This is a genomic window from Stenotrophomonas lactitubi, from assembly GCF_002803515.1.
Classification (GTDB): Bacteria; Pseudomonadota; Gammaproteobacteria; order Xanthomonadales; family Xanthomonadaceae; genus Stenotrophomonas; species Stenotrophomonas lactitubi.
On sequence record NZ_PHQX01000001.1, the window covers coordinates 140,529 to 162,159 of the forward strand.

The 21,631-nt window shown below is 66.7% G+C and carries 16 protein-coding genes; 10 read left to right on the forward strand and 6 right to left on the reverse strand.

What is annotated here, in order from left to right:
- Positions 1 to 71: 71 nt before the first annotated feature.
- Positions 72 to 2,588, forward strand: a complete 2,517-nt coding sequence (locus CR156_RS00595) for a S9 family peptidase (RefSeq protein WP_100551582.1) — start codon at positions 72 to 74, stop codon at positions 2,586 to 2,588.
- 235 nt (positions 2,589 to 2,823) lie between these two features.
- Entirely contained in the window at positions 2,824 to 5,535 is a 2,712-nt protein-coding gene (gene ppc / locus CR156_RS00600) for a phosphoenolpyruvate carboxylase (RefSeq protein WP_100551583.1), read from the forward strand.
- Positions 5,536 to 5,632: 97 nt separating this feature from the next.
- Here ppc and CR156_RS00605 read toward each other — a convergent pair whose 3' ends face one another.
- Together CR156_RS00605 and metK are read right to left on the reverse strand one after the other, a co-directional pair.
- The gene (locus CR156_RS00605) at positions 5,633 to 6,139 is read right to left on the reverse strand and encodes an acyl-CoA thioesterase (RefSeq protein WP_089238821.1); all 507 of its coding nucleotides are present in this window, start codon (positions 6,137 to 6,139) and stop codon (positions 5,633 to 5,635) included.
- 184 nt (positions 6,140 to 6,323) lie between these two features.
- Positions 6,324 to 7,535 (reverse strand): methionine adenosyltransferase, encoded by a 1,212-nt coding sequence (metK, locus tag CR156_RS00610; RefSeq protein ID WP_089238823.1) that lies wholly within the window; start codon positions 7,533 to 7,535, stop codon positions 6,324 to 6,326.
- A 315-nt stretch (positions 7,536 to 7,850) separates the two neighbouring features.
- On the opposite strand from metK, the gene CR156_RS00615 reads away from it, so the two are divergent.
- The 3 genes from CR156_RS00615 (at position 7,851) to CR156_RS00625 (ending at position 11,544) form a co-directional block, all read left to right on the forward strand.
- Positions 7,851 to 9,560 (forward strand): lysophospholipid acyltransferase family protein, encoded by a 1,710-nt coding sequence (locus tag CR156_RS00615; protein ID WP_089238825.1) that lies wholly within the window; start codon positions 7,851 to 7,853, stop codon positions 9,558 to 9,560.
- On the forward strand, positions 9,557 to 10,357 hold the full coding sequence (locus CR156_RS00620) for a UDP-2,3-diacylglucosamine diphosphatase (protein ID WP_100551584.1): 801 nt from the start codon (positions 9,557 to 9,559) through the stop codon (positions 10,355 to 10,357). Before CR156_RS00615 ends, CR156_RS00620 begins: the two co-directional genes overlap by 4 nt.
- Positions 10,358 to 10,509: 152 nt before the next feature.
- On the forward strand, positions 10,510 to 11,544 hold the full coding sequence (locus CR156_RS00625) for a metal-dependent hydrolase (protein ID WP_100551585.1): 1,035 nt from the start codon (positions 10,510 to 10,512) through the stop codon (positions 11,542 to 11,544).
- A gap of 82 nt (positions 11,545 to 11,626) precedes the next feature.
- Here the strand turns inward: CR156_RS00625 and CR156_RS00630 are convergent, their stop codons facing one another.
- From CR156_RS00630 to CR156_RS00645, 4 genes are all read right to left on the reverse strand, one after another.
- A complete protein-coding gene (locus tag CR156_RS00630) occupies positions 11,627 to 12,454 on the reverse strand; it encodes a methyltransferase domain-containing protein (protein WP_100551586.1) in 828 nt (275 codons plus the stop codon).
- 10 nt (positions 12,455 to 12,464) lie between these two features.
- Positions 12,465 to 13,460 (reverse strand): tRNA dihydrouridine synthase DusB, encoded by a 996-nt coding sequence (gene dusB, locus CR156_RS00635; RefSeq protein WP_099820273.1) that lies wholly within the window; start codon positions 13,458 to 13,460, stop codon positions 12,465 to 12,467.
- A 339-nt stretch (positions 13,461 to 13,799) separates the two neighbouring features.
- Positions 13,800 to 14,765: a ribokinase gene (locus tag CR156_RS00640; protein ID WP_100551587.1), complete on the reverse strand. Its 966-nt coding sequence runs from the start codon at positions 14,763 to 14,765 to the stop codon at positions 13,800 to 13,802.
- 25 nt (positions 14,766 to 14,790) lie between these two features.
- Positions 14,791 to 16,089 (reverse strand): NupC/NupG family nucleoside CNT transporter, encoded by a 1,299-nt coding sequence (locus CR156_RS00645; RefSeq protein WP_100551588.1) that lies wholly within the window; start codon positions 16,087 to 16,089, stop codon positions 14,791 to 14,793.
- 193 nt (positions 16,090 to 16,282) lie between these two features.
- Here CR156_RS00645 and CR156_RS00650 point away from each other — a divergent pair, with 193 nt between their 5' ends.
- The 5 genes from CR156_RS00650 to CR156_RS00670 all read left to right on the forward strand — a co-directional run bounded on the left by CR156_RS00650 (position 16,283) and on the right by CR156_RS00670 (position 21,630).
- The gene (locus tag CR156_RS00650; protein WP_100551589.1) at positions 16,283 to 17,254 is read left to right on the forward strand and encodes an aldo/keto reductase; all 972 of its coding nucleotides are present in this window, start codon (positions 16,283 to 16,285) and stop codon (positions 17,252 to 17,254) included.
- Between the two features lie 197 nt (positions 17,255 to 17,451).
- A complete protein-coding gene (gene hemP, locus CR156_RS00655; protein WP_005412278.1) occupies positions 17,452 to 17,646 on the forward strand; it encodes a hemin uptake protein HemP in 195 nt (64 codons plus the stop codon).
- 152 nt (positions 17,647 to 17,798) lie between these two features.
- The gene (locus tag CR156_RS00660; protein WP_279324067.1) at positions 17,799 to 20,018 is read left to right on the forward strand and encodes a TonB-dependent hemoglobin/transferrin/lactoferrin family receptor; all 2,220 of its coding nucleotides are present in this window, start codon (positions 17,799 to 17,801) and stop codon (positions 20,016 to 20,018) included.
- 4 nt (positions 20,019 to 20,022) lie between these two features.
- Positions 20,023 to 20,622 carry a ChuX/HutX family heme-like substrate-binding protein gene (locus CR156_RS00665; protein WP_089238839.1) on the forward strand — a complete coding sequence of 200 codons (600 nt, stop codon included), beginning with the start codon at positions 20,023 to 20,025 and terminating at the stop codon, positions 20,620 to 20,622.
- Positions 20,623 to 20,694: 72 nt separating this feature from the next.
- Positions 20,695 to 21,630, forward strand: a complete 936-nt coding sequence (locus CR156_RS00670; RefSeq protein ID WP_100551590.1) for a DUF6607 family protein — start codon at positions 20,695 to 20,697, stop codon at positions 21,628 to 21,630.
- The last annotated feature ends 1 nt before the right edge of the window (position 21,631 follow it).

Here is a 21,631-nt window from a genome sequence, read left to right on the forward strand (position 1 = left end):
ATCGGCAGATGGGCGGATGTGCATGGCCTGTTAAGGTCGGGGGCTTCACGCAGCGAACAGGTGGAACAATGATGAGCACGCACGCACGCCGCAACCGGCGCTTGACTGGCCTGGTCCTGTCGATGGCCCTGCTGGCGGTGGTCCCGCAGGCCTTGGCTGCGGCCCCGCAGGCGGCACAGACCCAAGCGCAGGGCGTGACCGGCTATGAGCTGCCCTCGGCCGCACTGCAGGCGGTGGTCGACGCGCCGCGGGCGCCGTCGCTGTACCTGTCGCCACGCCGCGACGTGGCCGCGCTGATGCAGATGCCGTCGCTGCCGTCGATCCAGGTGGTGGCGCAGCCGGAACTGAAGCTTGCCGGCCTGCGCATCAACCCGCGCACCTTCTCCGACAGCCGCTTCAGCTTCGGCCAGAAGCTGTGGCTGATGAACGTGGCCGACGGCAAGGAGCGGCAGATCAGCGGGCTGCCGGCCTCGCTGTCGATTGCCAGCCTGACGTGGTCGCCGGACCAGAAGTGGCTGGCCTTCAACCAGGTCGATGCCGCTACCGGCGCCAATGAGCTGTGGCTGGTGGACGTTGCCGGCGGCAGCGCCCGTCGTCTGGTCGCCGGCCTGAACACTGTCCTGGGCAGTGGCTACCAGTGGTTGCCGGACAGCCGTGGACTGGTGGTGTTCACCCGCCCGGCCAACCTGGGCGCCGCGCCGGCCGCGGATGGCATTCCGACCGGCCCGGCCGTGCAGCAGACCAGCCAGGGCGGCGGCGTGGTGTCCATCCGCACCTACCAGGACCTGCTGAAGAACGAGGCCGACGCGCGCCAGTTCGATTACTACGCCACCACCCAGCCGGTGGAGGTCAGCCTGGACGGGCAGAGCCGTGCCATCGGTGCGGCCGGCATCTTCATGGGCTTTGCGGTGTCGCCCGATGGCCGCTTCGTGCTCAGCCAGCCGGTGCAGCGCCCGTACTCCTACGTGGTGCCGGTGAGCAGCTTCCCGCGCCGCATCGAAGTGCTCGACCGCAGCACCGGCAAGCTGGTGCACACCGTGGCCGTGCGTCCGTTGGTGGAAGGCTTGCCGACCGGCAACGATGCCGAAGTGACCGGCGTGCGTGACATCAGCTGGCGCGGCGATGCCGATGCCACCCTGGTGTGGGCCGAAGCGCAGGACGGCGGCGACCCGAACAGGGAGGCCAAGGTGCGCGATGCGGTGTTCATGCAGGCTGCACCGTTCGAAACGCCGCCGGTGACCCTGGCCCAGCTCGGCAGCCGTTACGCCGGCATCAGCTGGGGCCGTGGCGACCTGGCCCTGCTCAATGAATCGTGGTGGAAGACACGCCGCAGCAAGACCTGGCTGATCGCACCGGACAACGCCAGTGCCGATGCCAGGCTGCTGTGGGACCGCGATGCACAGGACCGCTATGCCGATCCGGGTCGTCCGCTGATGGCCAGCGATGACCGCGGCCGCTCGCTGCTGCAGACCACCGCTGATGGTGGCAGCCTGTACCTGGCCGGTGCCGGTGCGTCGCCGGAGGGCGACCGTCCGTTCGTTGATCGCTTCGAGGTGGCCAGCGGCAAGGCGACGCGCCTGTTCCATTCGCAGGCACCAACCTACGCCGCGCCGGTGACGTTGCTGGATGCGCAGGCCAGTTCGCTGCTGATCAGCCGCGAAAGCCCGGATGAACCGACCAACTTCTACGTGCAGTCGCTGGCCGACACCAACGCTGCACCGCGTGCGCTGACCCACTTCGCCCATCCGCTGCCTCAGTTGAAGGGTGTGCAGAAAGAGCAGATCCGCTACAAGCGCAAGGACGGCGTGGACCTGACCGCGACCCTGCTGCTGCCGCCGGGCTACGACCCCAAGCGCGATGGTCCGCGGCCGCTGCTGATGTGGGCCTACCCGGGTGAGTTCAAGAGCGCGGCGGCCGCCAGCCAGGTGACCGATTCGCCGTACCGCTTCAACGCGATCAGCTACTGGGGCCCGCAGGCGTTCCTGGCCAAGGGCTACGTGGTGCTGGCCAGCCCGTCGATGCCGATCATCGGCGAAGGCGACAAGGAACCCAACGACACCTACATCGAACAGCTGGTCGCCAATGCCCAGGCCGCGGTGGACGAGGTGGTGCGTCGTGGCGTGACCGATCGCGAGCACATCGCCATCGGTGGCCATTCCTACGGTGCGTTCATGACCGCCAACCTGCTCGCGCACACCCGCCTGTTCAAGGCCGGCATCGCCCGCAGCGGCGCCTACAACCGCACGCTGACCCCGTTTGGTTTCCAGGCCGAAGAGCGCAACTACTGGCAGGCGCAGGACGTGTACCAGAAGATGGCGCCGTTCAACTACGCCGACAGGATCAAGGATCCGATCCTCTTCATCCATGGCGTGGACGACAACAATTCGGGCACGTTCCCGCTGCAGAGCGAGCGCATGTTCGCTGCGGTGAAGGGCTTGGGCGGCACTGCCCGCCTGGTGATGCTGCCGAACGAATCGCATGCCTACCGCGCACGCGAATCGATCATGACCATGCTGGCCGAGAGCGAGCGCTGGCTGGAGCAGACCCTGGGCCCGGTGCAGCAGGGCAAGGCCAAGAAGACGCGCTGACGCGCATGACGGCGGCCCTCGCTGCGGGGGCCGCCTGTTCGGCTGCGCCGCCACCCGAGCACGGGCTCGGGCGCTACACGGTATGGCGCGTGATGACGTCTGTAGAGCCGAGCCCACGCTCGGCTGCTTCTGCTGCGGATACGTGCAGATGAAACCATTTCCGCATCGCAGCATCGTGCGTAATCTGGTTTAGGCTTGGGATCTGGATCCGTTGACCGAGGCCTGTGCGTCGCCGATGAACGAGTACCGCAGCAGTATCGAGTTTGCTTCCCCCGATCTTCCCCTGCGTGACGATGTGCGCCGTCTCGGTGCACTGGTCGGCGACCTGCTGGTCGAGCAGGTGTCGGCCGCTTTCCTCGATGACGTCGAGGACGTGCGTACGCGTGCCATCGCCCGCCGCGAGAACCAGGCGCCTCTGTCCGAACTGGCCGATGGCCTGGCCGGGCGTGCGCCGCAGCAGGCCGAGACCATGGTGCGTGCGTTCAGCACCTATTTCCAGGTGGTCAATATCGCCGAGCGCGTGCATCGCATCCGCCGCCGTCGCGACTACCAGCGCGCCGTTGCCGCCGCACCGCAACCCGATGGCCTGCAGGATGCCCTGCAGCACCTGAAGGCGCAGGGCGTCGGCCTGGACGAACTGGCGCAGTGGCTGCCACGCATCGATATCGAGCCGGTGTTCACCGCGCACCCCACCGAGGCCGTACGCCGCGCGCTGCTGGAAAAAGAGCAGCTGATGGTGGCCAGCCTGGTCGACAACCTCGACGGCCAACGCACCCCCGGTGAGGCCGCCGCCGACGCCGCGCGCTTCCGCATGGCGTTGACCGCATCGTGGCAGACCACCGATTCCTCGCCGGTGCGTCCGACCGTGGACGACGAGCGCGAGCACGTCGGCTTCTATCTGGTGCAGGTGCTGTATCGGGTCATCCCGGTGTTGTACGAGTCGCTGCAGCAGGCACTGCGCGATACCTATGGCGAAGAGCTGCCGTTGCCACGCCTGCTGCGTTTCGGCACGTGGGTGGGTGGCGACATGGACGGCAATCCCAATGTGGATGCGCACACCATCCGCAACACGCTGGATGCACAGCGCGTTGCCGTGTTGGGCCAGTACCAGAAGGAGCTGCTGCAGCTGGCCAGCCTGCTCAGCCAATCCACCGAACGGGTGGGGGTGAGCGATGCACTGCAGGCGCGTGTTGCGCATTACCAGCAGTTGCTGCCGCAGGTGCAGTCGCGGCCACGCCATGCCGACATGCCGTATCGGTTGCTCAACGACCGCATGCGCGCGCGCCTGCAGGCCACGCTGGATGATGCCGACGGCGCCTATGCCGGCCCGGACGAGCTGATCGATGACCTGCAGCTGATCCTCGACAGCCTGCGCGCGAACCGTGGCGAACATGCCGGCGGCTTCGCCGTGCAGCGCCTGCTGTGGCGGGTGAAGACCTTCGGCTTCCATCTGGCGCGGCTGGATGTGCGCCAGGAATCGAGCGTGCATGCGCGCGCGCTGGCGGCGGTGCTGGGCGGCGACGCAGCATGGGATGCGTTGGATGCAGCTGGACGCGCGCGCCTGCTGGCGCCACATGCCAGTGGTGAAACACCCTTGCCCGCTGGCGATGATGAGGGCAGCCAGCGCTTGGATGCGGTGTTTGCCGCATTGGCCGATGCGCGTGCGCGGCATGGTGGCGACGCGCTGGGCAGCTACATCATCTCGATGGCGCACGACCGTGGCGATGTGCTGGCAGTGCTCGCGCTGGCGCGCCGTGGTGGGTTGGTCGATGACGCCGGCAGCGTGCCGCTGGATATCGCGCCGCTGTTCGAGACAGTGGACGATCTCAAGCGCGGCACCGCGACGCTGCGTGACCTGCTGGCCGATCCGGTGTACCGCGCGCATCTGCGTGCACGTGATGATGTGCAGATGGTGATGCTGGGTTATTCGGACAGCAGCAAGGACGGTGGCATTGCCGCCTCGCGCTGGGGCCTGCAACGCGCGCAGGTTGAGCTGCTGGAGGTGGCTGCCGAAGCGGGCCTGCGCCTGACCTTCTTCCATGGCCGCGGCGGTTCGATCAGCCGTGGTGGCGGCAAGACCACGCATGCGGTCGATGCCTCGCCACGCGGCAGCATCGATGGCCGCCTGCGAGTGACCGAACAGGGCGAAGTGATCCACCGCAAGTACGGCATCCGCGCGCTGGCGCTGCGTTCGCTGGAGCAGGCCACCGGTGCGGTACTGCGCGCCAGCCTGCGCCCGCGCGCCGCCGAGCCGCGCGAGGACGCATGGCGGCCGGTGATGGACGTGGTCGCCGGTTCCAGCAGCGAAGTCTATCGGGCGTTCGTCGGCCAGCCACGTTTCATGGATTACTTCCGCACCGCTACGCCGATCGATGTGATCGAACGGATGACACTGGGGTCGCGGCCTTCGCGCCGGCTCGGCCAGGATGCGGCATTGACCAACCTGCGTGCGATTCCGTGGGTGTTCGCCTGGAGCCAGGCGCGCGCGGTGATTCCGGGCTGGTATGGCGTCGGCAGCGGCCTGCAGGCGGCGGTGGACGCCGGCCATGAAGCCACGCTGCGTGAAATGGCGCGGGACTGGCCGTTCTTCCGCACGTTCCTGGATGACATCGCGATGGTGCTGTCCAAGGGCGATATCACCATCGCCGAACAGTTCTCGCGCCTGTCAGGCGAGCTGCACGACGCGTTCTTCCCGCAGGTTGAACGCGAACTGGAACTGACCCGGCACTGGCTGCTGGCGCTGATGGAGCAGCAGACCCTGTTGGACCACGACGCGCGGCTGGCGCTGTCGATCCGCCTGCGCAATCCCTATGTGGACCCGATCAGCGTGCTGCAGGTGGACCTGCTGCAGCGCTGGCGCGGAAGCGGGCGCGAGGACGATGACCTGCTGCGTGCGCTGGTGGCCTGCGTGAATGGTGTTTCGCAGGGCGTGCAGAACACCGGGTGAGCCGCTGTGGTAGTGCCGGCCGCTGGCCGGCAACCTTGCATCTGTTTCCGAGCATCAGGAGGTTGCCGGCCAGCGGCCGGCACTACCGGGTTTGAGATCATTCTTCCGGCGACGGCGGATTCGACGCCAGCAGTTCCAGATGCCGCTGCTCCATTTCCTGGCGTAGCTGGCGGCGGATCAATGCTGCTGCCTGGCGGCGCTTCTCGTCCGAACTGGCCGGCTGCAATGACGGAACCGGCGTCGGCCGGCCTTCCTCGTCCACCGCCACCATGGTGAAGAAGCAGCTGTTGGCGTGGCGCACGCTGCGCTTGAGGATGTCCTCGGCCACCACCTTGACGCCGATTTCCATCGACGAGGTGCCGGTGTAGTTCACCGAGGCCAGGAAGGTGACCAGTTCGCCGACCGCGATCGGCTGGCGGAACACCACCTGGTCCACCGACAGGGTGACCACGTAGCGGCCGGCATAGCGGCTGGCGCAGGCATAGGCGACCTGGTCGAGCAGGCGCAGGATCGCGCCGCCGTGGACCTTGCCGGAGAAGTTGGCCATTTCCGGCGACATCAGCACGGTCATGGACAGCTGGTGGGATTTGAGTTCGGTCGACATGGAGCGATTGTATCGGCGTGGCGTGGCTCGTGTAGAGCCGAGCCCATGCTCGGCTGCTCTTGGCGCAGACAAAAAGAAAGCCGAACATGGGCTCGGCTCTACAGGAAGCGGAAGGGCCGCTTGCGCGGCCCTTCTTGAAGGTCAGCCGACTAACAGTCGGCTCTACAGCGGCCCTTCGTCTGTCTTACTTCAGCTTCGCATCGGCGCGCAGGGCGGCGGCGCGATCGGTCTTCTCCCAGGAGAAGGCCGTGGCGTTGACGGTCTCGCCTTCGCCGTTGATGTAGCTGAACTCCTTCGGCTTGCGGCCGAAGTGGCCGTAGGCCGCGGTCTGCTGGTACATCGGGTGGATCAGGTCCAGCATCTTGATGATGCCGTACGGGCGCAGGTCGAAGTGCTTGCGGATCAGCTTCTCGATCTTGTCGTCGCTGATCTTGCCGGTGCCGAAGGTGGTGACCGAGATCGAGGTCGGCTCAGCCACGCCGATGGCGTAGGAGACCTGCACTTCGCAACGGTCGGCCAGGCCGGCGGCAACCACGTTCTTGGCAACGTAGCGGGCAGCGTAGGCGGCCGAACGGTCGACCTTGGACGGATCCTTGCCGGAGAACGCGCCACCACCGTGACGGGCCCAGCCGCCGTAGGTGTCGACGATGATCTTGCGGCCGGTCAGACCGCAGTCGCCCACCGGGCCGCCGATCTCGAACTTGCCGGTCGGGTTGATGTGGAACTTGGTGCCCTTGTGCAGCCACTTGGCCGGCAGCACCGGCTTGATGATCTCTTCGCGGACGGCCTCGATGAGGTCCTTCTGCTTGATGCCCGGGGCGTGCTGGGTCGACAGGACCACCGCGTCGATGGCCGAGACCACGCCGTTTTCATAGCGCAGGGTGACCTGGCTCTTGGCATCCGGACGCAGCCAGGACAGCGGCGAGTTGCGCTTCTTGCGGATCTTGGCCTGCTGCTCGACCAGGCGGTGCGACAGGTGGATCGCCGCCGGCATGTAGCTGTCGGTTTCGTTGGTGGCATAGCCGAACATCAGGCCCTGGTCGCCAGCGCCCATTTCTTCCGGCTTCTTGCGGTCAACGCCCTGGGCGATGTGCGGGGACTGCTTGCCGATCAGGTTCAGCACGCCGCAGGTGGCGCCGTCGAAGCCGACTTCGGAGCTGTCATAGCCGATGTCCACGATGACCTTGCGGGTCAGCGCTTCCAGGTCGATCCAGGCGCTGGTGGTGATCTCGCCGGCAACGATGGCAACGCCGGTCTTGACCATGGTCTCGCAGGCCACACGGGCGCGCTGGTCCTGGGTCAGGATCGCGTCCAGCACCGCATCGGAGATCTGGTCGGCAACCTTGTCCGGATGGCCTTCAGAGACCGACTCGGAGGTGAAGAGGTAGCTGGACATCAGGCTTAATATCCTTTGATTCGGATGGAAAGATGGGCGCGAATGATACACGGGGTGCGCCGCCTGTGCATTGTGAACCCGTATGGGTTGCCGGTGGTTAAGGTGTTGTGCCCGGCAGGGCAAGGCCTGGCGGGCATTGCGGGGGCATCGTGCACAGGCAGTGTTCCACTGGCGTGACCATTGCCGCCCCCCCGCCGGGCCCGGATGGGCCGGTGCAGGCGCCGTCATCATTCTGCCGCCAAACCGCCATCTGGCTGCCGCGTCCTGGGCGCAGGCTCTCGGCCAACCCGGCCGCCGGGCAGGAGTGGACACGCCATGCAGGAACTCGAACAGCGTCTGCAGCAACGCTATCCCGACTGGTTCCATGGCCGTCGCGGCCAACTGGCCCGGCCCCTGCTGCGCAGCGTCGGACGCTGGTCGCGGCTGGACCGGATCGAGGAGTTCCTGCGCCGCAATGCCAACGTGCGCGGTTTCGACTTTGTCGCCGCCGGACTGGATTTCATCGAGGGCCGCTACCACGTGGACTCCGCCGCACTGGCGCGGATTCCGGCCACCGGCCGCCTGTTGATCGTGGCCAATCACCCTTCCGGTGCGCTGGATGCCTTGGCCCTGCTGGATGCAGTCGGCCGCATCCGCCGCGACGTACGCATCGTGGCCAACGATCTGCTGGGCGCGATCGGGCCGCTGCAGGACCTGCTGCTGCCGGTGCGCATCCTCGGTGGCAAGGTCCAGCGCACCAGCCTGCAGGCGGTGGAGCAGGCGCTGGCGGCCGAGCAGTGCGTGATCGTGTTCCCGGCCGGCGAGGTCTCGCGGTTGTCGCTGCTCGGCATCCGCGATGGTCGCTGGCAGCGGGGGTTTGTCCGCTTTGCCCGTGCCGCCGCCGCACCGGTGCTGCCGGTGCGGGTGGAAGCGCGCAACTCCGCGCTGTTCTACGGCGCTTCGACGCTGTTCAAGCCGGCCGGTACGGCATTGCTGGCACGCGAGATGTTCGCCCGCCGTGGCCGGCCACTGCGGCTGCGCATCGGCGAACCGATGCAGCTGGGGCAGGGTGACCCCGGCGCGCAGCTGCTGGCGGTGCGCCGCGCGGTGTACGCCCTGGGGCGCACTACGCCGGTCGCCGAAGGCTGCCCTGCTGGGCCCGAGCCGCTGGCCGCCCCGGTGCCGCCTGCACAGGTTGCCGCTGGGATTGCCGCTGCCACCGTGCTGGGGCAGACCGCCGATGGCAAACAGATCCTGCTGGCCAGCTGCGCGGCCGATTCGCCGTTGCTGCATGAGCTGGGGCGGCTGCGCGAACTGACCTTCCGCCAGGTGGGCGAGGGCACGGGGCGCAGTCGCGACCTGGACGACTTCGACCTGCACTACCAGCACATCGTGATCTGGGACGGCACCGCCCAGCGCATCGCCGGTGCCTACCGGATCATGCGTGGCGCGCAGGCGTTGGCACGCCGGGGCCTGGCCGGACTCTACAGTGCCTCCCTGTTCCGCTATTCCGACGATGCCATTCCACGCATTGCCGAAGGCCTGGAACTGGGCCGCAGCTTCGTGGTGCCCGATTACTGGGGCAGCCGCAGCCTGGATTACCTGTGGCAGGGCATCGGCGCCTATCTGCAATGCCAGCCCGGCATCCGTTATCTGTTCGGTGCGGTGTCGATCAGCGCCGCCTTGCCCCGCGATGCGCGCGAGCAGCTGGTGGCCTATTACCAGCGTTACTACGGCGCGGCCGATGGTCGGGTGCAATCGAACCGGCCGTTCCAGTACTTCGCCGCGCCACCGTGCTTCGGCGAACTGGATGCGGCGGCCGCCTTCGACGTGCTCAAAGCCAACCTCGCCGCGCTCGGCACCGGCGTGCCCACCTTGTACCGGCAGTACACCGACCTGTGCGAACCCGGCGGTGCTCGGTTCCTGGCGTTCGGCGTCGACCCGGATTTCAGCGACTCGATCGATGGCCTGATCGAAGTCGACCTGCACGCGATCCGGCCACACAAGCGCAAACGCTACCTGCGCGATGCGGGGATGCCGGCATGAGCACGCTGGCGAACCTGGCACCGCATCGTCGCGCCGTGTTCGTCTCCGATGTGCATCTGGGGTCGCGGCATTGCCACGCCACCGAGCTTGCGCGTTTCCTCGGCACGCTGCGCTGCGAGCGCCTGTACCTGGTCGGCGACATCATCGACCTGTGGTGGATGGCACACCGGCGCGCCAACTGGCGGCAGTCGCACAGCGACGTCATTCTGGCCCTGCACGCGCTGCGGCGCGCCGGTACCGAGATCATCTACATCCCCGGCAACCACGACGCTTCGTTGCGCCAGGTGTGTGGCCTGATGCTGCCGGCGATGCAGGTGCGCCGCCGCGCGATCCACACCACGGCCGATGGCCGCCGGCTGCTGGTGGCGCATGGCGACGACTATGACGGTGTCACCCACTTCGGTGGCCTGCAGGAGCGGTTTGGCGACTGGCTGTACTACCGCATCCTCACCGGCAACCATCTGTTGAACGCGGTGCGGCGTCGACTCGGAATGCGCTACTGGTCGTTGTCCGAATTCCTGAAACGGCAGAGCAGTGCGGCCGAACGCTACATCGAGCGCTTCGTGCAGGCCGGTCTGGATGATGTGCGCCGGCGTGGCCTGGATGGCATCGTCTGCGGACACATCCACCGCGCCGCGCTGATCGAGCGTGACGGTCTGGTCTATGCCAATGACGGTGACTGGGTGGAGAGCCTGACCGCCCTGGCCGAGGACCACGACGGCGCGTTGCGGCTGCTGGACCACAACGGGCAGACACTGGTCGAGCTGGCGGGCGCGCGGTTGTCGCAGGCGGCGTGAACCGCTCCTGTAGCGTCGAGCCATGCTCGACGGGCGTGCATGGTCCCCCTGTAGAGCCGAGCCCATGCTCGGCTGTCGTGGCGCCGAACGAAGAGCAGCCGAGCATGGGCTCGGCGCTACATACACCGCGCGCAACCCGCTAGCATCGGCCGATGGACTCATTGACCCAGATCGTTCTCGGCGGCGCTGTCGCTGCCGCCATCGCCCCGCCCGGACACCGCCGTGCCGCTCTGCTGGCCGGTGCCGCGCTCGGTACCCTGCCGGACCTGGATGCCCTGTGGCTGGGCTTTGCCGCCGCCGATCCGGTGGCGAACATGACCGACCACCGCAGTTTCAGCCATTCGCTGCTGGTGCTGCCGTGGGTAGCCGCGTTGATCTGGTGGTTGTTCATGCGCTTCGGCAAGGGCCGGGTGGCGCAGTCACCGGTGCGCTGGTTCTGGGCGATCCAGCTGGCGTTGGTCACCCACCCCGTGCTGGATGCCTTCACCGTCTACGGCACGCAGCTGTGGTGGCCGTTGCAGCCGCATCCAGCGATGGGCTCGAGTGTCTTCATCATTGATCCAGGCTACACGGTGTGGTTGCTGCTGGGCTGCGTGCTGGCCTGGTTCGGTCGGGCGCGGCCGTGGGCGGGCAAAGCGCTCGGCGTTGCCTTGCTGCTCAGCAGTGCGTACCTGGGCTGGGGGCTGATCGCCAAGGCACAGGTCGACCGTGCCGCGCAGCAGAGCCTGGCCGCGATGGGCCTGGGCGACGCGCCGCGGTTCTCGGTGCCGATGCCGTTCAATACCCTGCTGTGGCGGGTGGTGGCGATGACCCCGAATGGCTATGTGGTCGGTGACCACTCGGTGGTGGCCGACCACGCGCCGATGCGTTTCGAGGGGCATCCGTCCAACGTGCAGGCATTGCGCGAAGCAGCGGGAATTCCGGCAGTACAGCGTCTGCAGTGGTTCAACCGTGGCTTCATGCGCGCACAGGTGGTGGAGGGCCGGCTGGTGTTGAGCGACCTGCGCATGGGCCTGGAGCCGGACTACACCTTCAACTTCGCGGTGGCCGAGCAGGTTGACGGCCAGTGGCGCGCGATCGTGCCCGAGCAGCTGCGGGTGGACTACAGCAGCCCGGCCGCGCGTGCCGATGCCGGTCGCCGGTTGTCGGCCATGTGGCAGCGAATCTGGCACGAACCCGAACAGTAGATCCACGCCATGCGTGGATGGCGCAATGCATCGGCACCCGAGGGTTCCACCCCATGCATGGATGGCCTGTACCGCAGGCCGCTCAATACACCGTTGCGCGGCCCTGCACGAACGAATAGAAGAACACCGCGTTCGGATCGTTCTGCACCAGCCGGAACTCGCGACGCATGCCCTCCACCGTTTCTTCGTCCACCGTGCCGGCCTGCAGCAGCTGATCGGCCGCCGACAGCAGCAGCTGTTCCCAGAACGCGATCATCGTCTTGCGACGTGCCGGTTCGCGGTTGTCCAGGTGGATGGTCTTGATCTCGGTGTGCACATCGCGGAAGCCGCCGGCCAGCAGCAGATTGCCCAGCTTGGCGCCGACGAACGGGTCACCGCCATGGTCGTACTGGAAGTCATTGAAGGCCATCCAGTAGCGCCAGATGTGCGGCGAATACGGATCAAGCAGGAACGAGGCATTCATCACCTCGGTGATGTACACCGGCGAGCCCGGGGCGAGTACGCGGCGTACTTCACTCAGCACGCGCGCGGGCGAGGGCACGTGTTCCAGTACCCAGCACAGGAAGGCCGCATCGAAGGTGCGCGCCTCGAACGGCAGTTCACCGGCATCGGCCTGCTGCAGCGTGTAACGGTCGCTGCACCACGGCGTGCGCGCCAGATTCTCGCGTGCGGTTTCCAGCTGGGTCTCGCTCAGGTCCACGCCGGTCACGTGCAGCTCGGGGAAGCGGCGCAGCAGGATCTCGGTCTGTGCACCCACGCCGCTGCCGACTTCCAGCAGGCGCCTTGCGCCGCTGTAATCGATCTGGCCGAAGATGCTCGATTCCAGCAGGCGCGCCTGCGTCATCAGGCGCTGCTGTTCGGTGCCGGAGAACCCGTGCAGGTAGGTCGGGGAGGAAATCGGCGGGGTCATGTTGGCGGGCTCAGGCAGCAGAAGACATCGCCGGTTCCCCGGCGATCAGGCGGTCGAAATAGTCGGTGGTCAGCGCGATCTGGCTGGCCGGATCTTCAGCACGGTTCACTACCGCGCGGAACGCGGCATTCTCCGGCCGGTCCTTGGCGTACCAGCCCAGGTGCTTGCGTGCGATGCGCACGCCCTGCGGTTCGCCATAGAAATCGTGCAGTGCGTGCAGGTGGCCGAGCAGGATGTCGCGCACTTCGGCCAGCGACGGCGGCGGCAATTCCTCGCCGGTGGCCAGGTAGTGCGCCACCTCGCGGAAGATCCACGGCCGGCCCTGTGCGGAGCGGCCGATCATCACCGCGTCCACGCCGGTCTGCTGCAGTACGAAGGCGGCCTTCTGCGGCGAATCGATATCGCCGTTGGCGATCACCGGGATGCGCAATGCGGCTTTGATCTCGCCGATCGTGGCGTACTCGGCCTGGCCGGTGTAGTGCTGGTCGCGGGTACGGCCGTGCACGGCCAGGGCGGCGATGCCACTGGCCTCGGCGATGCGGGCGATGACCGGGCCATTGCGGTGGTCGCAATCCCAGCCGGTGCGGATCTTCAGCGTCACCGGCACGTCCACCGCGTTGACCACCGCTTCCAGGATGCGCGCGACCAGCTGCTCATCGCGCATCAGCGCAGAGCCCGCCCAGGCGTTGCACACCTTCTTGGCCGGGCAGCCCATGTTGATGTCGATGATCTGCGCGCCATGGTCGACGTTGTAACGCGCCGCCTCGGCCAGCTGCTGCGGCTCGGTACCGGCGATCTGCACGCTGATCGGCGCGGGTTCACCGGCATGGTCCATGCGGTGGATCGACTTGCGCGTGTTCCAGAAGCGCGGGTCGCTGATGGTCATTTCCGAGGCGGCCAGGCCCGCGCCCAGCCGTTTGCACAGCAGGCGGAAGGGCTTGTCGGTGACGCCGGCCATGGGCGCAAGCACGACGTTGGGGGCAATGGAGTACGGGCCGATCTGCATGCGCCCATTGTAGGGCGCGGCCGGCGCCCCGGCGGGGTTGCCGGCCTGCCGGTTCAGGCCGATCCGGACCGACCTCATGCCGGACGGGCATCAACAGATGCTTGACGGTTGCTTCCGTCGCCCCCAAGGGCAGGCGATGGTGGTCGGCTGGGTGTTCCGGCAACGCGCATTCACGCATGGCGTGGATCTACTGCGGGCCCGACCCGCGCGGATGCGGCCTTCGCGCCCCGCGTCCCGGTAGATCCACGCCATGGGTGGATGGGGCCTTGCCCACGAATGTGAAAAGGCCCGGGCATCTGCATGCTCGGGCCCGATCATCATCCCCGAGGGGATGAGGCGTTACTTCACTTCGGCGTCGGCCGGGGTGAAGCGCGGCATTGCCGCGGCCGCGCCTTCCTTCTCGGTCGAACGACCGGCGAACTGGTTGGCGAAGCGCACGTGGCGGGCGAACGGAGCCTCCGGCACCTGGGCGATCGAGGCCACCAGCGCACCGTTGAAGGCATCGCCGGCACCGGTGGTGTCGATCGCCTGCACCTGTTCGGCACCCACGCGGTAGTACGGCTGGGTGTCACCACGCAGGTGCTCGTCGGCATGCGACACGAACACGCCCACCGAACCCAGGGTCACCACTACCGTGCCGTTGCCGACCAGCTTGCGGCACAGCGCATGCAGGCTGGCGCCATCGAGCGCGGCGACGTCGTTGGCATCCACACGCTCACCGACATGACGGCCGAGCAGGGCAGCGAACTCGGTCTCGTTCGGGGTGATCACATCGGCCAGCTTGAGCAGGCCGATGCTCGACGGGGCATCAGCCGGGGCGGCGTTGAGAACGGTGGTGACACCGGCCTCACGGGCCACGGCCAGCGCCGCTTCGATGGTCTGCACCGGCGATTCCAGCTGCACCAGCACCACCTTGGCGCCGGTCAGCAGGGCCTGCTGTTGCTGCACGAAGTCGGTGCTCAGCGCCGCGTTGGCACCCGGGCCGATGACGATGGTGTTGCGGCCACGGGCATCGACATAGATGCCGGCGGTGCCGGTCGGCTCGCTGCTGGCTTCGGCGATCAGCGCGAAACCATCCTGCGCGGCCAGGTCACGGGCAGTGGCACCACCTGCGTCGTCGCCCAGCGCACACAGGAAGCTGGTGTCAGCGCCGGCACGGCAGGCGGCAACGGCCTGGTTGAAGCCCTTGCCACCCGGACCGGTGCTGTAGCGGCCGGCAATGGTCGCACCCGGTGCCGGCAGCGACTCGCACCGCCACACGTGATCGACATTGAAGGAACCGACGACAACGACACTGCTGCTCATAGGGAATCTTTTCTCAAACAAGGGTTCAGCTGAAATGCGTCAGCACGCCGGCGATGGTAGCCGTCATGAAGGTTGCGATGGTACCGCCCAGCACCGCGCGCAGGCCGAACTTGGCCAGATCGTGGCGACGTTCCGGTGCCAGACCGCCGATGCCGCCGATCTGGATCGCAATCGAACTGAAATTGGCGAAGCCGCACAGGGCATAGGTGGCGATCAGGCGACCTTCTTCGGACAGGCTCATGCCTGGAACCTGGCCGTTCACGATACGCGACAGTTCGGTGTAGGCGACGAACTCGTTGATCACGACCTTCTGGCCGATCAGCGAACCGACGGTGGTGGCGTCGGCCCACGGGGTGCCGATCACCCAGGCGATCGGTGCCAGCACGTAGCCGAAGATGGTCGACAGGTCGGTCGGCTTGCCGATCGCAGCCGCCAGGCCGGTGACTTCACCGAGCCAGGTCAGCGGTGCATTGAGCAGCGCGATCAGGGCGATGAAGGCCAGCAGCATCGCACCGATGTTCAGTGCCAGCTTCAGGCCATCACCGGCACCGGCAGCAGCCGCGTCGATGATGTTGCTGGAGGTCTTCTCCACTTCCATCTTGACCGTACCGCGGGTCAGCGGGGTGCCGGTTTCCGGAATCAGCAGCTTGGCCACGACCAGGGTGGCCGGGGCCGCCATGATGCTGGCCGCCAGCAGATGCTTGGCGTAGAACGCCTGCTGCACCGGATCGCCGCCGCCGAGCATGCCCACGTACGCGGCAAGCACGCCGCCGGCGATATGGGCCATGCCGCCGATCATCATCGTCAGCAGCTCGGACTGGGTCATCTTGGCGATGTACGGACGCACCGTCAGCGGTGCCTCGGTCTGGCCGATGAACACGCTGGCGCAGACGCTGGTGGTTTCCGCACCGGACACGCGCATCACCTTGGTGATCGACCAGGCCATCACCCGCACGATCGCCTGCATGACGTTGAGGTGGTACATGACCCCCATCAGCGCCGAGAAGAAGATGATCGTCGGCAGCACCTGGAAGGCGAAGATGAAACCGTAGTTCTTGGTGTCCATCAACGAGCCGAAGATGAAGCTTGAACCCTCGTTGACGAAGCTCAGCACCTTCACGAAGCCCTGGCCCAGCGCATCGAACACGTCGCGCCCGCCCGGTACCAGGATCACCAGTGCCGCAAATGCGATCTGCAGGGAGATGCCGGTGGCGACCAGCTTCCAGTCCACCGCGCGCTTGTTGTTGGAAAACAGCCAGGTGATGCCGATCAGCACCGCCAAACCGAACAGGCCGAAGCCGATCCTGCCCAAACCTTCGACCATCTGAGTGACTCCCCTGGGGCGTCGCGAAAAACGGGAAGCCTAGTGCAGGGCAGGGGCCGGAGCAAGGAAAAGCGGTCTGCGCGCGGCCATCGGCTCCGATCAGGCCAGCAACAGCAAGGGGTTGCGCCTGCCGGGACAGGTAGAATGGTGGCTTGATCCCGGCCCGTATGCGGGCCCGCAGCAGGAGAATCGCATGCTCTACCGTCGCCTTGGCTCCACCGGCCTGCCGATGTCCGCCCTGTCCTTCGGCGCCTGGGTGACCTTCGGCGACCAGGTGCCACGCGATGAGGCGCGCAACCTGGTGGCGGCGGCCTGGGACCATGGCATCAACTTCTTCGACAACGCCGAGGGCTATGCCAACGGCCGCGCCGAGCAGGTGATGGGCGATGTGATTGCCGACCTGCGCCTGCCGCGCGATGGTTTCTGCGTGTCGAGCAAGGTGTTCTTCGGCAGTGCCCAGGACCCGCGGCCGACCCAGCGTGGCCTGTCGCGCAAGCATGTGACCGACGCCTGCCATGCTGCGCTCAAGCGCCTGCGGGTGGAGTACCTGGACCTTTATTACTGTCATCGTCCGGATCCGGACGCTCCGATCGCTGAAACGGTGCATGCCATGGACACCCTGGTCAGGCAGGGCAAGGTGCTGTACTGGGGCACGTCAGAATGGTCGGCCAACCAGATCCAGGAAGCGGTGGACATCGCCGCGCGCCACAACCTGCAGGCACCGTCGATGGAGCAGCCGCAGTACAACCTGCTGCATCGGGAGCGGGTGGAAGTGGAGTACGCGCCGCTGTATGCCACCGCCGGGCTGGGCACCACGATCTTCTCGCCGCTGGCCTCGGGCCTGCTGAGCGGCAAGTACGACGACGGCGTCCCGGCCGATGCACGCCTGGGACGCGAGGGCATGGGCTGGCTGCAGGACCTGGTGCTGGGCGACAACGCCGATGCGCGCCTGGCCCGGGTGCGTCGCTTCAGTGCCGTGGCGCGCGACCTGGGCCACGCCCCGGCCAGCCTGGCCATCGCCTGGTGCCTGCGCAATCCGAACGTGTCCAGTGTGATCCTCGGCGCCAGCCGGGTCAGCCAGCTGCTGCAGAACCTGCAGGCGCTGGACGTGCTGGCGCAGGTGGACGACGCCGGCTGGGCTCAGGTGGAAGCCGTATTCGCCTGAGGGCCGAGGACAGGTTGTAGGGCCGAGCCCACGCTCGGCCGGCCTTACCGCGCCCAATTGCACCTATTGAAATAGGCAAAGGCTATCGAAATTGAAATTTCGATCATTAATTCCATCAATTAAGTTGAGAATGATTGTTGATTGTCAACTGAGAATCATTATCATTTAACTCGTCCCTCGCACGAGTCCAGATGCTCATGAATGCTCAACCTGTACTGCTGCGCCCCGAAACGCTGACCCTCCGCGACCGCCCGGTTCGTGTCGTGCCGCCGGAAGAGGTCATCGACAGCGAAGCCCTGCTCAAGGGCCGTCGTGAAATCCTGATCCAGCACGGTGACCGTTTCTACCGGCTGCGTCATACCAGCAACGACAAGCTGATCCTGACCAAGTAACGCGGTCTGGTCGCCCGCCTCCCTCCCTCCTGTCGGCAGCGCCGACAGGGTGGGCGACCCGTCCGCTCCTGCTCTCTCCCCCTCGGTCTACCGTTCATGCCTGCTTGGTGTGGCGGTGGCCGGGGGTTCCCCTGCCTGACCGAATGATGCCGATGACCCGCCCGACCGCCCTTTCCATTGCCCTGTGGATGGCCCTGCCGCTGTCCGCCCATGCTGCTGCCGATGCCGCGCCCGACGCGCGCGAGTTCGATCGGGTGCAGGTCACCGCCACCCGCACCGAGCGGGCAGTGAGCGATGTCGCGGCCACCGTCGATGTGATCGACCGCGAGCAGATGGACCGGCATCTGGTGCAGGACATCAAGGATCTGGTGCGCTACGAGCCGGGCCTGTCGGTCACCCGCAATGCCACCCGCTTCGGCCTCGACGGTTTCCGCATCCGTGGCCTGGACGGCAACCGCGTGCGCATCCAGACCGACGGCATCGTGATGCCGACCCGCTTCGACATCGGCGCGTTCTCCAGCGCCAATCGCAACTTCACCGACCTCGACACGCTCAAGCGCGTGGAGATCGTGCGCGGACCGGCCAGCTCGCTGTACGGCTCGGACGCACTGGGTGGCGTGGTCGCCTTCGTCACCAAGGACCCGGCCGATTACCTGAAGGACGGCAAGGACAGCTACTTCGGCCTGAAGTTCGGCTACGACGGTGAGTGGAAGGGCCTGCTTGGCGGTGCCACTGCTGCCTTTGGTGGCGAGCACTGGAGCGGCCTGGTCAACGTCAACCACCACCAAGGCCAGGAAACGGACAACAAGGGCACGGTGCGCAGCGACGACCGCACCCGCACTGCCGCCAACCCGCAGGACCGCGACGGTCGCAGTCTGCTCAGCAAGCTGGTCTACGCGCCGAGCGCGGACCAGCGCTTCCGCTTGACGGTGGAAGGCAACGAAGACACCACCGACACCAACGTACTGTCGTCGGTCGGCGTCAACTCGGCCACCGGCATGAAGGCGCACGACACGCAGAAGCGGGGTCGTGTGTCGTTCGCTCACGAGATGGATGCGCTGGACCAGCCGTTCGCCGACAGCATGCACTGGCAGGTGTACGCGCAGAACAGCGAAACCCGGCAGCAGACCGACGAGACCCGCACCGACGGCAGCCGCCGCCACCGCGTTTTCTCCTTCGACCAGCATGCCTATGGCCTGCAGGCGCAGTTCAACAAGGCCTTCAGCACCGGCGCGGTCGAGCACGCGCTGACGTACGGCCTCGAAGGCACCCGTACCGAAATCCGCCAGAAGCGCGACGGCTACCAGGTCAGCAAGGCCGGCGTGGTCAGCAAGGCCATCGTCCCCGATGTGTTCCCGGTGCGTGACTTCCCGATCAGCAAGACCACCGAACTGGGTCTGTACGCCCAGGACGAGATGCGCTTTGCCGATGGCCGGCTGTCGCTGGTGCCGGGCGTGCGCGTCGATCGCTACGAGCTGAAGCCGGAAGTGGACAGCATCTTTGCCGAGGACAATCCGACCACGGCCGTGGCGCAGCTGAAGAAGACCAGCGTGTCGCCAAAGCTGGGCATGGTCTGGCGCTTCGACGACCAGTGGTCGCTGTTTGCCGGCTACGCACGTGGCTTCCGCTCGCCGCCGTACAACGACGTCAACATCGGCCTGACCAACGTCGCCTTCGGTTACACCGCCATCGCCAACCCGGATCTCAAGCCGGAAACCAGCGATGGCTACGAACTGGGCCTGCGCTTCATCGCACCGGCGGCCTACGTCAGCGTCAGCGGCTACTACAACGACTACAAGAACTTCATCGAGTCCAACATCAACACCGGCCGCAATGCACAGGGTCTGATGGTGTTCCAGTCGCAGAACATCGCCGACGCTCGCATCTACGGTGCCGAAATGAAGGCCGGCATCGAGTTCGGCGAACTCAGCCCGGCGCTGAAGGGCTGGGCACTGCGCAGCGCGCTGGCGTGGTCACGTGGTGACAACAAGACCGACGACGAACCACTGGCCTCGGTCGACCCGCTGCGCGGCACGCTGGGCCTGATGTACGACACCGACAGCTGGGGCGTTGAACTGGCCGGTACCTTCGTGCAGCGCAAGAAGCGCCTGCCGCCGCCCGCCGCGCAGACCAACCCGAACGCACCAGCGCCGTTCGTCTACCAGCCGGCAGGTTATGGCGTGCTGGACCTGATGGCGCACTGGAACTTCGCACCGGGCGCGACCTTCAACGTCGGCGTGTTCAACCTGGCCGACAAGCGCTACATCGAATGGTCCTCGATCACCCCGAGCCTGATCACCGACCGCGCGCTGAGCGATCGCTTCAGCAGCCCCGGCCGCACCTTCTCCGCCAGCCTCGCCGTTTCCTGGTGACCTCATGAGCCGAGCACTGTCCGCACGCAGGAATGACTCCACCGCCGCGCCACACAGCGCGGCCTGGCCGACCCCGGCACAGCTGGCCACGCTCGGCACCGTGTTGTGCCTGTACCACGCCGACGGCAACGAGCTGGGCGGCTGGCGCCAGGCAGTGCGCGTGCATGCCTGCCAGGGCGTGGACAGCGAGGGCCTGCGCGAAAGCCTTTGCTTCCTCGATGCACGCGGCCGCTGCGTGTGGCGCCTGTACCTGTTGCCGGACAGTGATTTCCTGGCCTGGGATCGGCTGGTGGCGACGCTGCCGCCAGGCCCGGAACACGACAGCGACGCCAGCGTCGGCGAGCGACTGTGGCGGCGCCTGGCCGGCCACCTCGGCGGCCAGCGCTGGCGCCTGTGCACGCTGCGCCTGCACGCTGCCGACGAGGGGCGGACCCTGGCCGCCAGCCTGTCCACGTTGTCGTCGCTCGGCGCGGCCACCGCGCGACGCATCGCCCGCCTGGAAGGCGCCGAAGGCGAACTGGCGATCGACGACTGTTGTTGTGCCGATGCCGCACGCCGCCCTGCCGCGCGCGCTCCCGGCGACCTGCCGCTGGTTCGCCTGTGACCTGATTGCGATGGATCGACTGCTGGCCAGGATGGCCTCTCCACGAAACCTGCAACCCCGAAGGAAGACCCGATGAAGTTCCAGACAGCCAGCGTGATGGTGCTGCTCGCCGCCAGTGGCGCCGCCAGCGCGCAGCCCTCCGACATCGCCCGCGACCATGACAGCATCCTGGCCATGCAGGGTGAGTACACGGTGGATTTCGCCTTCGATGAGACCGTGCTGCTGAAGCCGGGTTACGAGCGCGCACCGGCCATGCGCAGCGGCGGCAACGAAGTGGTGATCGTGGTCGAGGACAGCCCGAAGCGCATCGTCCTGCAGCACCTGCTGGTGGACAGCAAGAGCGGCCACGTGACCAAGCACTGGCGCCAGGACTGGGTGTACGAAGCGCCGAACCGCTTCGAGTTCAGCGCCGACCAGACCTGGCAGGTACGCACGATTGCGGCCGCGACCAACAAGGGGGCCTGGACCCAGTGCGTGTATGAAGTCAGCGATGCACCGCGCTACTGCGGCACCGGCACGTGGACCTACAGCAACAACGTGCCGACCTGGACCAGCGACATCAGCTGGCGCCCGCTGCCACGCCGCGAGTACACCAAGCGCAGCGATTACAACGCGCTGGCCGTGGTCAATCGCCACACCTTGACCCCGAACGGCTGGACCCACGAGCAGTTCAACACCAAGGTGCAGCGCAACGCTGATGGCAGCCAGGTCGAAATCGCCCGCGAATTCGGCTTCAACGACTACATCAAGACCACCGAGGTCGACTTCACCCCGGCGCGTGATTACTGGAAGGCCACTGCCGGTTACTGGAGCAAAGTGCGCCAGCGTTGGGACGGCTTCCTGACCCAGGCCCCGGGCGTGCACCTGAAGACCAAGCTCGACGGCATGGCGATGATCATCCCGTTGTTCACCCAGGCCGAGGACGTGCAGGCCGGCAAGAAGGTGAAGGACAAGCAGATCGACGACGTCTTCGCCAAGTACGTGGAAAAGGCGCCGAAGGAAGGGTGAT